Source organism: Stenotrophomonas sp. G106K1 (assembly GCF_037969685.1).
Lineage (GTDB): Bacteria > Pseudomonadota > Gammaproteobacteria > Xanthomonadales > Xanthomonadaceae > Stenotrophomonas > Stenotrophomonas lactitubi.
Window position 1 is genome coordinate 242,975 of the sequence record NZ_JBBPFR010000001.1, and the last position, 12,257, is coordinate 255,231.

At 63.6% G+C, this 12,257-nt stretch carries 13 protein-coding genes and 3 tRNA genes; 12 read left to right on the forward strand and 4 right to left on the reverse strand.

The features are described 5' to 3' along the window. The first annotated feature begins 106 nt into the window (after positions 1-106). The 7 genes from WKB25_RS01115 (at position 107) to WKB25_RS01145 (ending at position 7,242) form a co-directional block, all read left to right on the forward strand. The gene (locus WKB25_RS01115; protein ID WP_180164297.1) at positions 107-622 is read left to right on the forward strand and encodes a Tfp pilus assembly protein FimT/FimU; all 516 of its coding nucleotides are present in this window, start codon (positions 107-109) and stop codon (positions 620-622) included. Continuing rightward, positions 619-1,095, forward strand: a complete 477-nt coding sequence (gene pilV / locus WKB25_RS01120) for a type IV pilus modification protein PilV (protein ID WP_100552083.1) — start codon at positions 619-621, stop codon at positions 1,093-1,095. Before WKB25_RS01115 ends, pilV begins: the two co-directional genes overlap by 4 nt. Next, entirely contained in the window at positions 1,092-2,258 is a 1,167-nt protein-coding gene (locus tag WKB25_RS01125) for a PilW family protein (protein ID WP_340568227.1), read from the forward strand. Before pilV ends, WKB25_RS01125 begins: the two co-directional genes overlap by 4 nt. Before the next feature lie 4 nt (positions 2,259-2,262). Next, the gene (locus WKB25_RS01130; protein ID WP_340568228.1) at positions 2,263-2,772 is read left to right on the forward strand and encodes a PilX N-terminal domain-containing pilus assembly protein; all 510 of its coding nucleotides are present in this window, start codon (positions 2,263-2,265) and stop codon (positions 2,770-2,772) included. A 10-nt stretch (positions 2,773-2,782) separates the two neighbouring features. Continuing rightward, positions 2,783-6,646, forward strand: a complete 3,864-nt coding sequence (locus WKB25_RS01135; RefSeq protein ID WP_340568229.1) for a PilC/PilY family type IV pilus protein — start codon at positions 2,783-2,785, stop codon at positions 6,644-6,646. A gap of 18 nt (positions 6,647-6,664) precedes the next feature. Further along, the gene (locus WKB25_RS01140) at positions 6,665-7,111 is read left to right on the forward strand and encodes a type IV pilin protein (protein ID WP_340568230.1); all 447 of its coding nucleotides are present in this window, start codon (positions 6,665-6,667) and stop codon (positions 7,109-7,111) included. 54 nt (positions 7,112-7,165) lie between these two features. Continuing rightward, positions 7,166-7,242: transfer RNA gene (locus tag WKB25_RS01145), tRNA-Asn, on the forward strand. A 77-nt stretch (positions 7,243-7,319) separates the two neighbouring features. Here WKB25_RS01145 and WKB25_RS01150 read toward each other — a convergent pair. Then, positions 7,320-7,835: a GspH/FimT family pseudopilin gene (locus WKB25_RS01150; RefSeq protein WP_340568232.1), complete on the reverse strand. Its 516-nt coding sequence runs from the start codon at positions 7,833-7,835 to the stop codon at positions 7,320-7,322. Between the two features lie 150 nt (positions 7,836-7,985). Between WKB25_RS01150 and uvrB the strand changes: the two genes are divergently transcribed. The 3 genes from uvrB to WKB25_RS01165 all read left to right on the forward strand — a co-directional run bounded on the left by uvrB (position 7,986) and on the right by WKB25_RS01165 (position 10,363). Further along, positions 7,986-10,010, forward strand: coding sequence for an excinuclease ABC subunit UvrB (gene uvrB / locus WKB25_RS01155; protein ID WP_340568233.1), 2,025 nt, complete (start codon positions 7,986-7,988; stop codon positions 10,008-10,010). Positions 10,011-10,117: 107 nt separating this feature from the next. After that, positions 10,118-10,192, forward strand: a tRNA-Val gene (locus WKB25_RS01160). A 96-nt stretch (positions 10,193-10,288) separates the two neighbouring features. Further along, positions 10,289-10,363: transfer RNA gene (locus WKB25_RS01165), tRNA-Val, on the forward strand. 111 nt (positions 10,364-10,474) lie between these two features. On the opposite strand, the gene WKB25_RS01170 is transcribed toward WKB25_RS01165, so the two are convergent. Together WKB25_RS01170 and WKB25_RS01175 are read right to left on the reverse strand one after the other, a co-directional pair. Further along, a complete protein-coding gene (locus WKB25_RS01170; protein ID WP_340568235.1) occupies positions 10,475-10,807 on the reverse strand; it encodes a hypothetical protein in 333 nt (110 codons plus the stop codon). Beyond that, complete coding sequence (locus WKB25_RS01175) at positions 10,780-11,544, reverse strand: hypothetical protein (RefSeq protein ID WP_340568237.1); 765 nt, start codon at positions 11,542-11,544, stop codon at positions 10,780-10,782. The genes WKB25_RS01170 and WKB25_RS01175 overlap by 28 nt, the downstream gene beginning before the upstream one ends. Between WKB25_RS01175 and WKB25_RS01180 the strand changes: the two genes are divergently transcribed. Together WKB25_RS01180 and WKB25_RS01185 are read left to right on the forward strand one after the other, a co-directional pair. After that, on the forward strand, positions 11,543-11,686 hold the full coding sequence (locus WKB25_RS01180; RefSeq protein ID WP_340568238.1) for a hypothetical protein: 144 nt from the start codon (positions 11,543-11,545) through the stop codon (positions 11,684-11,686). The two genes, WKB25_RS01175 and WKB25_RS01180, sit on opposite strands and share 2 nt — an antisense overlap. Positions 11,687-11,817: 131 nt before the next feature. Beyond that, positions 11,818-11,958, forward strand: coding sequence for a hypothetical protein (locus WKB25_RS01185; protein ID WP_340568239.1), 141 nt, complete (start codon positions 11,818-11,820; stop codon positions 11,956-11,958). Positions 11,959-11,966: 8 nt separating this feature from the next. Here the strand turns inward: WKB25_RS01185 and WKB25_RS01190 are convergent, their stop codons facing one another. Next, complete coding sequence (locus tag WKB25_RS01190) at positions 11,967-12,254, reverse strand: hypothetical protein (RefSeq protein ID WP_340568241.1); 288 nt, start codon at positions 12,252-12,254, stop codon at positions 11,967-11,969. Positions 12,255-12,257: the final 3 nt, after the last annotated feature.

Sequence of the window (12,257 nt, forward strand, 5' to 3'; positions counted from 1 at the left end):
CAAGCCTTTGACGCCCGTCGCCCGGATCTGACCGTTCATCCTGCCGCCGCTTGCCGGCGGCAGGCCGGTGCGCCATCGTGGCCACCAACACGCTGGGGAGCGTCCAATGTCATCGCGCCGGTCCAATGGCTTCACGCTGGTCGAACTGATGGTCACCATTGCGGTGGTCGCCATTCTCGGCACCATTGCATTTCCGAGCTTCCAGAGCACGATCCGCTCCAACCGGATCGCCACCGCCGGCAATGAAATCACCGGCTTGTTGTCGCTCGCCCGCAGCGAAGCGGTCCGGAACAAAAGGGGAGGCGGCATCTGCGGCAGCTCCAACGGCACCAGCTGCGATAACTCCTGGTCCTCGGGCATGCTGGCCTGGGCCGACGTCAATGGCGATGGGAGCAAGGGCAGCGATGAAACCGTGCTCCGTTTCGTCGCCGTCAGCGCAGATTCGGTCACGGTCACCGGTCCGGGTGCCGTGGTCAGCTTCGACAACCGGGGGCGACGCCGCGCGGCCACGACCCAGGAAATCGTGCTGCAGCCGGTCAAGTGCGGCAGCGATACCCTTCGGCGCACGCTGACCATCAACGCGGCTGGTCAGATCACTTCCACCAAGGCTGCCTGCCAATGACCCGTCGTCTTCCTTCTTTTTCGCGGCGGCAGGCGGGTTTCAGCTTGCTCGAAGTGCTGATCGCCATCCTCGTGCTCGCGTTCGGCCTGCTGGGCTTCGCCCTGCTGCAGACCATGAATGTACGTTTCGTGCAGAGCTCGAACTACCGCACGCAGGCGACCAACCTGGCTTATGACCTGCTCGACCAGATGCGCAGCAACCGCTACCAGGCCGGTTGGTACACCAATGCCGCGTTCGCAGCCAATTCGATCAAGGCCAGCAGCTGCACTCGTGTCCTTGGCGCTGACCAGGGTGTGGCCAGCAACATCACCCGCTGGCAGTGCCAGGTCGTGCAGGCGCTTGGCGAAGGCGCGAGCGCCACCGTGCAGAACGCCAACGGCCGGGTAACGGTGGGCATCACCTGGGGGGATCAGCGCTGGGATCCCCAGAATCCGGATGCACAGACCACCTTCACTCTGGTGTCGCAGCTATGAGCGTTTCTCCTTCGTTCCGCCGCCACGTCGCCGGCCTCTCGCTCATCGAGATGATGGTGGCCATGGTCATCGGCCTGGTGCTGATGCTGGGTGTGGTGCAGGTGTTCCTTGCTTCCCGCGTGGCGTCGCGGCTGGCTGAAGGCAGCGCCCGGGCCCAGGAAAATGGCCGCTTTGCCTTGGAGTTCCTGCAGCGTGACATCCGCATGGCAGGCCATTTCGGCTGCGTGAACGATCAAGCGCATTTCGTCCGTGGTGAGGGCGATCCCACCGTGGACACCGGGGCGGCCACCGGCTCGGGGCACCCGCTGGATTTCAGCGTCAGCATCCAGGGTTATGAAGCGCCCAACACCGCACCGGGAGCCACCCTGACCCTGGGCACCGGCTGGGCGACACCTACCGGTCTGCCTGCGGCGATCACCGCACTCAAGCCGCGCGGTGGCAGCGATATCCTGGTGCTGCGTTACCTGGCCAGCGAAGGTGTGCCGGTAACCTCGCTGCTGCCGGGCACCAACAGTGTGGTGGGCTTCGACGGTGCCGCCGGGACACGCCTGCTCGAGGGTGGCGTCAGCGCCCCCAATCTGTTCGGCGTGGCCGACTGCAGCCATGTCAATGTGTTCAAGGGCACCTACGCCGCAGGAAAAGTCACGGCCGCAGGCTCCAACCTCAACCGATACACGGTGCAGCCCACCGGGCAGACCATGATCTATCGAGCCGAATCGGTGGTGTACTTCGTGGGGACCTCGGGCACCACTGGTGAGCCGGCGTTGATGCGCGCCCGTTCCGATGGCAACAACGGTTACAGCGCTGCCGAGGAACTCGTTGAAGGCATCGAGAGCATGCAGTTGCTGTTCGGTCTGGACAGCAATGCCGCCATCACATCTGCCTCGCCGCCGACCGGCAACATCACGACGCAGGCCATCGCCAGTGGCGTGACCACCGCCGCCAATGCCGCAGGCGCCGGACAGTGGCGGCGTGTCGGCCAGGTGCAGGTCGGCATCCTGGCCCGCAGTCCGCAGCCCTCCCAGGCTGAAGCACCGACTGCCGCAGTCAACTATCCGCGCGCACTGGGCGTAGGCTTCGCGCCGGCTGCGCAGAGTGATACGCGTTATCGCGCTACCTACGAATCCACCATCGCCCTGCGCAATCGCCTCTTCGGGAACTGATGCCATGAACACTCGACACCGTATGCGTCCGATGCCGCGCCAGCAGCGCGGTGCCGTGCTGTATGTGGCGCTGATCATGCTGATCCTGCTGGCGCTGATCGGCATCGCTGGCATGCAGGTGGCAGGCATGCAGGAAAAGATGGCCGCCAACTATCGTGCAACCAACGTCGCTTTCCAGAACGCGGAAGGGGTGACCCGGCGTAGCGAGATGGCCATCGAGAGCATCGCCAACCGTACAGCCGCTCCCAGCAATGCGCCTCTGGTGGCGACCGACATCCAGGAAAACTGCGATGTCGCCTTTGATCCAGTGGCCTGGGGGCGCGCGCGCCCGCTGACGACTGCCCAGGCAGTCAACGTGCGTCGCATCGATTCCTGCGTCATCGGTGGCGGGTCGCTGTCGATGGGCAAGCCGCTCGACCCGGTCACCCCGATCTACCAGATCACCACCTTCGCCACCGATACCCCGACGGACTCCTCGTCCACGGCATCGGTCGATACCATCTTCAAGCTCTGAGGCCGCCGGCATGTCCCGTCGTACTTCCCGGATCATCGCCGCGTCCGCGCTCGCCATGCTTGGTGCAGGCGGCTACTTCGCCTACAACCTGTTCGCCGCACAGGGGCAGGGTGACCTGGCGCAGGCGCCGCTGAACAACACTACGTCGATCCAGCCAGCCTTCATCATGGCAGTGGATGATTCCAACTCGATGACGTTCGAGCGCATCTTCCGCGGTGGCGACGGCCGGATGCAGTGGAATGGCAGCAGCTTCTTCAGCTCGGCCGGCGTGTTCTACAACGTGGGCGAGGGCTGCTCGAACAACTCCACCGATTGCTATCTCTACCTGTTCCCGCATTCGAACTTCAATACGTCCTACTCGCCCGGGCGCGCCATTCCGCCGATCGATGCATTCGGATTTGCCCGCTCGCCGACCTACAACGCCGGTTACTACAATCCGGCGGTGACTTATGATCCGTGGAGCCTGCCGCAGCGTGATGTCAACAACGCCACTCTCTGGCCTCCGGCATCCTTCGGTGCGGCGCGCGTGGATCCGCGCGACCCGACGTTGTATGGCAGTGATTTCTACACGGGCTACAACACGGTGTACGACCTTGCCTACCGGCAGGTCAATGGTGAAGCCTTCCAGTTCCTGAGCGGCATGACCATTCCGTCCGGTACCCGCTACCGTTCCAGTGGCCGCAGCTGCAATTCGAACACCAGCAATGGCCTGCCCAGCTCCGGCAACAACTGGACCAATCTGGGCAGTGACGTGACGGTGCGTGCGGACTGCACGGTGCAGATCGCCTACGTGCCGGCGACCTTCTACCTGCCGGCTGATCAGGCTGCGCCTGCAGGTTATCTCACCAGTGATGTGAATCGGCCGATTATCAGAGATGCCTGTGGCCCCGGCTGCAACATGCGCCGGTACCAGATCCTGCCGGAGAACTACGGAGCCAATACAGCGCAGCTGGCAGATGCACAGAAGAACTTCGCCAACTGGTTCCAGTACCACCGCAACCGCATCCTGTCGATGGTGGGTTCGTCCTCGCACGCCATGTTCGGCGTGGAGAACATGCGAGTGGGTTACTTCACCATCAACAACCGCCAGAACGTGACGATGTATGACGTTGCGACCCAGCGTCCAGATCTGTTCGGGCAGATCTACCGGCTCAAGCCCAACGGTGGTACGCCGAACCGTCAGGCCGTGGCTTTCCTGGGCGAGCAGTTCCGCCGTACCGACGCCGGGGCTCCGGTGATCCGCGCCTGCCAGAAGAACGGCGGGATGCTGTTCACCGACGGCTACACCAACGTCAACAACTCTGCTGGCGGCTACGGCAACGCTGATTCGGCAGGCGGTACCCACTTCCCCGGTGCGCCCTTTGCTGACGGCTACAGCAACACCATCGCCGATATCGCCGCTTCCTACTATGCGGGGCCCTCGACACCGCTCCGTTCTGGTGCGAGTTTCCCGACCGGGCTCGTGCCGGTACCTGAGCAGTGCAAATCGCTCAGCCAGACGTCGCCGGACTGGAAGCGCCTGGACTGCCAGACCAACCTGCACATGAATTTCTACGGCGTCACTCTCGGTGCGCAGGGCCTGATCTACGAGGTCAACCAGGCCGCGACGAGCGATCCCTACGCCAACCCGCCAAGCTGGAATTCCAATGGCGATCCGCTCAGTGATGACGATGGTCGCGTGATCGATGAACTTTGGCATGCGGCGATCAACAGCCGTGGTGAATTCATCAACGCGAAGACGCCGTCGGACGTGACGGATGCAATGCGTCGTGTGCTCTCTGCAGTCGGTTCGGGTTCCTCGCCGTCGGGCACGTTCGCCCTCAGCGGCGCGCGTATCGGCGCCGGTTCGCTGACGGTCACGCCGATGTACGATGTGCAGAACAATGGCACGGACTGGTACAGCCGCCTGACGGCAAGCAGTGTGTCGGTGAATCCGACCACCCGTGAAGCCCAGTATTCGACGATGTGGGAGGCCAGTGCGCAGATTCCGGCCGCTGCCGCGCGCAACGTGTATTTCGACGATGGCAGCAGCGTGCGTAGATTCGACACCAGCACGGTTACGCTGGCTGGGTTGTGCGGGCTGTCCAACAGTCTGTATCCGTCACAGTCGATCTGTACGACGGCCAACCTGACGGCGCTGGGGGCCACTGACGCATCGGCAGCCAATTATCTTCTGGGCGATACCTCGGGCGAGGTTCGCAACAACGGCAAACTGCGCGACCGTACCACCGTGCTGGGCGACATCGTCAATTCGACCCCGGTCATCAGTGCGCCGGTCGACGACTTCGGCTACCGGGCCCTGGGCGGTACGCTGGCCTCCAGCTACATCACTTACCTGAACTCCAAGCGCTCCAACAATCGCTATGTGGTCTATGCGGGCGCCAATGACGGCATGCTGCACGCCTTCGATGGCGGAATGGACGCGGCGGGTACCATCGGCGGCAATGGTGGTCGCGAACTGTTCGGCTACATCCCGGCCACGTCTTACGGGCACATGGGCAACCTGCTGCTGCCGTATGACCCGGCCAAGAAGAACGCACAGCCGTTTGTCCACAAGTACTTCGTGGATGGGCCGCTGACCGTTGGCGATACTTTCTATGGCACGTCCTGGCACACGACACTGGTGGGTAGTACCGGTGCCGGTGGTCGCGGTGTATTCGCGCTGGATGTGACCACGCCGGGCAGCTTCGCGGCCGGTAATCGCCTCTGGGAGATCAACGATCTGGCGGGTGATGCGGCCATCCGCGCCAACATCGGACACGTTCTGGGCAAGCCGGTGATCGTGCCGGTACGAGCAGCCGATGGCACGGTCAGCTGGAAGGCAATCTTCGGCAACGGCTATTCCAGTGCCAGTGGCAAAGCGGTGCTGTTCGTGGTCGACATCGGCACCGGCGCGCCCACAGTGCGCATGATCGAGGCCAGCGAAGCCAACTCGACGATTGCCGGGCGCAATGGCCTTGGCAACGTCGTGGTCCTTGATCGTGTCAACAATCTGGTCACTGACCCGGCAACGGGTGCGCCGGCGCGCGTGCGCGACGGTTACGCCGATACCGTGTACGCGGCCGACCTGAAGGGCGCAGTGTGGAAGTTTGATCTGCTGTCCAGTGCCACCTCGGTGACCGTACCGGTGTTCACTACCGGTACTTTCGTACAGAGCGGCTCTACCTATCGCCAGCCCATCACCGGCGGCCTGCAGGTTGCGTCGGGTGAAGCAGGGGGCGTGCTGGTGATGTTCGGCACCGGTAGCTTCTCGTTCAACGATGACACCTTGCCGGTGTCCTATACGCAGGTCCAGAGCCTCTATGGGTTCAACGACCAGGTCAATGGCGTAGTGACCACGACGTTGACGCGCGCCAACCTGACCTCCAATTCCGTGGTGACCAGCGGCAGCTCACGCACGCTGCAGGTGGGTACGCGACCGGCAGCGTCGGTCGGCTGGTATGTGGATCTTCCGGCCGGTGAGCGCTCGGTAGGCTATCCAGAGCTCGCGTCGGGCATCCTGTTCATCCCGACCTATGCGCCACAGGAAGTCACCAGCGGTTGTAGTACCTCAGGTGCGAACTGGCTGTTCGGCCTGAATCCCCGCAGTGGCATCGCCGGGCTCTCCGGCGCCCGTTCGGGGTCTCCAACGGGCATCTCGGCAGCCTCGGGCACCGCGGCGATCGCGTTGGCAACCTCGGGTACCGCACCGATCAAGGATGTGGGCGTGTCCGTCGTGCCGCGCCTGCAACCGCCCACCAATCCAGGCGGTGGCGCCGAGGTTCCGGGTGTGCCGCCGGGAGCGGGTTGCTGGATGGCCGTCAATGTTTCCGGCGCTCCCCCCCTGTACGTACCGTATCCCTGCGGCCGCCAGTCCTGGCGCCAGATCCAGTAAGCAATGGAGATTCCCGCGATGTCACCGAGCCTTTCCCGGATACCGGCCCCCCGATCCCTGCTGGCGCGTGCGCCCGGATTCACCCTGATCGAGCTGATGATCGTAGTGGCCGTGGTGGCCATCCTGGCAGCCGTGGCCTATCCGTCCTACGTCGACCAGGTGCGGAAGTCGCGCCGGGCACAGGCCAAGGCAGACCTGGTGGAATACGCGCAGTCGGCCGAGCGTTCGCATACCACCAACAACACGTACGCCAATTTCCGTTTCAGCAATGGAACGACCTCCATCCAGTCACCGCGCGAAGGCGGGACGGCGTACTACACCGTCAGCATCCAGGCGGCGCAGGGGACATTCACATTGACGGCGGCTCCGCAGGGTACGCAGACCAAGGACAAATGCGGCACGCTCACCGTGAACCAGGCCAATGTGAAGACGCCTGCCGCGTCGACGGTGGCCGGCTGCTGGTGATGGCTGCGCGGGGTGTTGCATCTCTGTGAATCAGCTACTAGAATGCGCGTCCCCGCCCGAATAGCTCAGCCGGTTAGAGCACTTGACTGTTAATCAGGGGGTCGTTGGTTCGAGTCCAACTTCGGGCGCCAGATCCTGCAGAAGCCGCGAGAAATCGCGGCTTCTGCTTTTCTGCGAGCACGCGATGGCAGGGTGAGCGCGGCGTAGTTCAGCAAGGTGCCTGTTCGGTCGAGCGTAGCGAGCGTACGCGGCCGGTGTTGCTGACTACGACTTCAGCACGTATCTGCTCATGCTGGCAGATGACGATGCGGGCGTTGCTGCCAGCACTGCGTCCATTCGCGCGAAAGACGATCTGTGGACGGCCATGGGTGGCAAACGCACTCAGTGAGCGGTGGCTGTCCAGTACCCGGGCGGCCAGTGGTTCAGGTGCCGACGCCTCTGCGCCGCGCCAGCGTTCCGGAAGAAGCAGCCAGCCGCGACTCCAGTTGTCTCCGCAGGTGCGGCCGTCGTCGCTGGGGCAGGCTACGATGGCCTGGCGACGGTCAAGCGCAGTGCTGCGTGCCAGATTCATCGCGCTGTGCAGCTGCAGCCGCAACTGATCTGATCGCAGGCGATCCAACATGTCGCTGGCCGGAGCGAACGCCAAGCTCGCGAGAATTGCCAGGACCGCAACAGCGGCCAGTATTTCCATGAGGGTATGGCCGCGAAGTCGGGACATCTGCATGGCGGGGTCCAAAGACTGGGAAGTACCCAGCCTCCGCTGCGCTGCGGGGTTCCGCTATCGGTGCACCCCTTTCCCTGAATCAGAATCTCCATCAACCGGCCGTCACCAATGCGGCCGCTATACTCAACCTTCCCGAGACCTGGCAGCACCATGAGCGACAGTTTTCAGCTTGTCTCGCCGTATTCGCCGGCGGGCGACCAACCCGATGCCATCGCCAAGCTGACCAGCAATTTCGAGGCTGGCGTGGCCAAGCAGACCCTGCTGGGCGTGACCGGCTCGGGCAAGACGTACACCATCGCCAACGTCATCCAGCAGATCCAGAAGCCGACGCTGATCATGGCGCCGAACAAGACCCTGGCCGCGCAGTTGTACGGCGAGTTCAAGGCGTTCTTCCCGCACAACGCGGTGGAGTACTTCGTCAGCTATTACGACTACTACCAGCCGGAAGCCTACGTGCCGTCGTCGGACACCTTCATCGAGAAGGACAGTTCGATCAACGAGCACATCGAGCAGATGCGGCTGGCGGCGACCAAGACCCTGCTGTCGCGACCGGATGCGATCGTGGTGGCGACCGTGTCGGCCATCTACGGCCTGGGTGCACCGGAAGACTACCTGTCGCTGCGCTTGATCCTGTCCAAGGGCGAGCGCATCGACCAGCGCGACCTGATCAATCACCTGACCCAGCTGCAGTACACGCGCAATGAGTACGAGCTGCAGCGCGGTACCTTCCGCGTGCGGGGTGAAGTGATCGATGTGTTCCCGGCAGAATCGGACAGTGAGGCCCTGCGCATCGAACTGTTCGATGGCGAGGTGGAAAAGATCACGATGTTCGATCCGCTCACCGGCGAGACCATGCGCAACCTGATGCGCTTCACGGTGTACCCGAAGACCCACTACGCCACCACGCGCGAACGGGTGCTGGCAGCGGTGGAGACCATCAAGGTCGAGCTGAAGGAGCGGCTGGAGCAGCTGTACGCACAGAACAAGCTTGTCGAGGCGCAGCGCCTGGCCCAGCGTACCCAGTTCGACCTCGAAATGATGTCCGAAGTGGGCTTCTGCAATGGCATCGAGAACTACTCGCGGCACTTGACCGGCAAGAACGCGGGCGAGCCACCGCCGACCCTGTTCGATTACCTGCCGGCCGATGCGTTGCTGGTGATCGACGAATCGCACGTGACCATTCCGCAGATCGGCGCCATGTTCAAGGGCGACCGTTCGCGCAAGGAAACCCTGGTCGAGTTCGGCTTTCGCCTGCCGTCGGCGCTGGACAACCGTCCGCTGCGCTTCGAGGAATGGGAGGCGCGCTGCCCGCGCAGCATCTACGTGTCGGCGACGCCGGGCCCTTACGAATTCCGTGAGGCTGGCGAAGACATGGCCGAGCTGGTGGTGCGCCCGACCGGCCTGATTGATCCGGTGGTGGAGATCCGCCCGGTCGGCACCCAGGTCGATGACCTGATGAGCGAAGCCAATGAGCGCATCAAGGCCGGTGATCGCGTGCTGGTCACCACCCTGACCAAGCGCATGGCCGAGAACCTCACCGAGTATCTGACCGAGCACGGCATCCGCGTGCGCTACCTGCACTCGGACATCGATACTGTCGAGCGGGTGGAGATCATCCGCGACCTGCGCCTGGGCAAGTTCGATGTGCTGGTCGGCATCAACCTGCTGCGCGAGGGGTTGGACATGCCCGAGGTCTCACTGGTGGCGATTCTGGATGCGGACAAGGAGGGCTTCCTGCGCTCGACCGGTTCGTTGATCCAGACCATCGGCCGTGCGGCCCGCAACGTGCGCGGCAAGGCGATCCTGTACGCAGACAGGATTACCCGTTCGATGCAGGCAGCGATCGATGAGACCGATCGCCGACGTACCAAGCAGGTCGAGTACAACCAGGAGCACGGCATCATTCCGCGCTCGGTCTTGCGGCCGATCGTTGACGTGCTGGAGGGCGCGCGCTCGGATGCCGCCGAGAAGGAGTCCCGCAAGGGCAAGGGCAAAGGCCGTTCCGGGGTGGCAGAGGAGGCGGCCGACTACCGTTCACTCAGCCCGGCGCAGTTGGCCGCCCGCCTCAAGGCCCTGGAGCAGCGGATGTACCAGCATGCCAAGGACCTGGAATTCGAGGATGCCGCCCGGGTGCGCGACCAGATCAGGCAGCTGAAGGAAGCCAGCCTGGGCTGAACGCGGCAAAGCGGCTTTTCTTCACAAAAGTATTGCGCTTGCCGGTCGTCGTCCGTAATATACGCGGCCTGCACCGACGCAATCGCGGCGCTGCAGAAGCAACAAACGGGCGGTTAGCTCAGCGGTAGAGCACTACCTTGACATGGTAGGGGTCACAGGTTCGAACCCTGTACCGCCCACCACGAAGCCCCGCAGGGGCTGTCGTGAGCATGAAAAGCCCGGCCCTGGCGCCGGGTTTTTACGTAGAAGCACCAGCCTGCGGGCTGTACGAAATTCTTGGGCGGTTAGCTCAGCGGTAGAGCACTACCTTGACATGGTAGGGGTCACAGGTTCGAACCCTGTACCGCCCACCACCGGTTCCCGGCATCGCCGGAGCAGCGGTGGACACGATGAAAGCCGGCCCTGGGCCGGTTTTTTTTGCCTGCAATTCGCGCTCGTCTGCGCCTGGCCGGTTGCTGCCATCGTCAACCGCGTTGCTCGACACTGGCGCTGCGCTGCAGCTGCCAATGACCATCCACGCGCTGCCACAGCTGCATGAGGCCCCGGGAGTGCGTTTGTCCGCGTTGTCCCTCAGGCGCTTCAGCGTGCACGCGGCCATGGGCCACCTGCAGTACGCGGTCTGCACTCAAGCGCAGGATCTGCACGCTCTGGCTGTCCGTCTGGCCGTGCGTGGCTGGCTCGCTGGTGGCACGCTGGGCATCGGCCTGCAGGATCTGCATCCGCAGCGAATCGCTTCCGGTGCCGGCGTCGCGGTTGCATAGACCGGCCATCAACAGCAGCAAGGCAAGCATCGGCATGGCACGGTGCTCCGGAGAAGGGAGTCCAGCGTTGCACTGTGGCCCGCTGTCTGAAACCGGTATCCGACGAAGGCGGGAAAAGTGCGTGCCAACGAGAGCCAGCAAGGATGAATCCGGGCAGGGTCGGGGCAGCAGAGCGGATCGCAGCACAGGCGAGGGCCGGACCAATGGCCTGAACCGCCATACGGGCAACCCGGGGTGAACTCGCAGCCCGGGGCGAACCCGGCCTTGGCCTGCGTGGCGAAGGCCTGTGCGGCACCGAATGACATTGCAGCAACGATGACGATACCGGTGACGGACGAGAACAGCGTTTTCTTCCCGATCATGTGCATCTCCTTCAGTTGGTGTGGCGTCCCGGATTCATTGCCTTGGCGACGGCCTGTACCGTCTCTCTCTGTGTCGAGCTGGCCGACATGCTTGTAGACAACGCTGCCATCTGCGGCGAGCACCATCAGCATCGGTGTCAGCGTGGCGCGGTAGCGCTTGGAGACTTCGCCCTGATCGTCGACGGCGATCGGAAACGCCAGCGCGTGTTTGCCGGCGTACCCGGCAAGCTGACCATATGGCGGCAGGCCGACACCATGGCGGCAGGCCGACACCCACCAGCTCGGCACTGCCACGTGCGGCCGCGATCTGCTGTAGCTGTGGCACCCGAGGCCAGGCAGCAGCGGCAGGCGGTAGAGTAGAGAAGAAGTAGAGGATCTGCGGAACGGTGCGGGCGCCACCGATATCGACATGGGTCTGCTGCGTCGTCCGCAGCGTCAACAGTTCAGGCCGGGTGCCGATTGCCAGACCATGCATCTGTTCGTTGACCTGCCGCAACTGGCGGTTCTGCCAGGAGAGCATGATGACCAGTGCGGCCAGCAGCAGAGCGACTAGGGGAAACAGTGCACGCTTGAGCGTCGATCGTCCTTGAACGCCGCGTTGCATCGACCATGCTGGAAGCAGCAACAGGATCGTCAAGCTTTTGTATCATCGGTAACGCAGTTCCCAAACCCCAGGACGCCACCATGAGTGACCATGCTCCCGTTTCCCGGCCGAACCCGATCGTCGAACTGCTGTTCGGCGGCAACATGCTGGAAGGCACCTTCAAGGCGGTGGTGTGGGTCGCACTTCTGTCTGCGGTCCTGGCCTGGACAACCTTCCGCTGACGGAAGGCTCAGGCAGCGCTGAAGGCCTGCCGCAGGCTGCGCAGCGTTGCCTGCCGATATTCGGCTGCACACGGCTCGCCCATCTCCAGTTCCTGCAGGCGCAGACCGACCAGTGTCATCGACAGCGCATAGCCGCGCGCCGCATCTGCAGCGCGCGACAGGCCAAGTGCACGTCGGGTCAGTGCATCGACATGATCCATGTCCGGCAACAGGCCCAGGTAGGCGCGCTCGGCGCTGTCCAGATCCGGTGCGCGCAGGATCGCGTTGGCATCGGCGGTGGGGGTGACGGCGGCCATGCG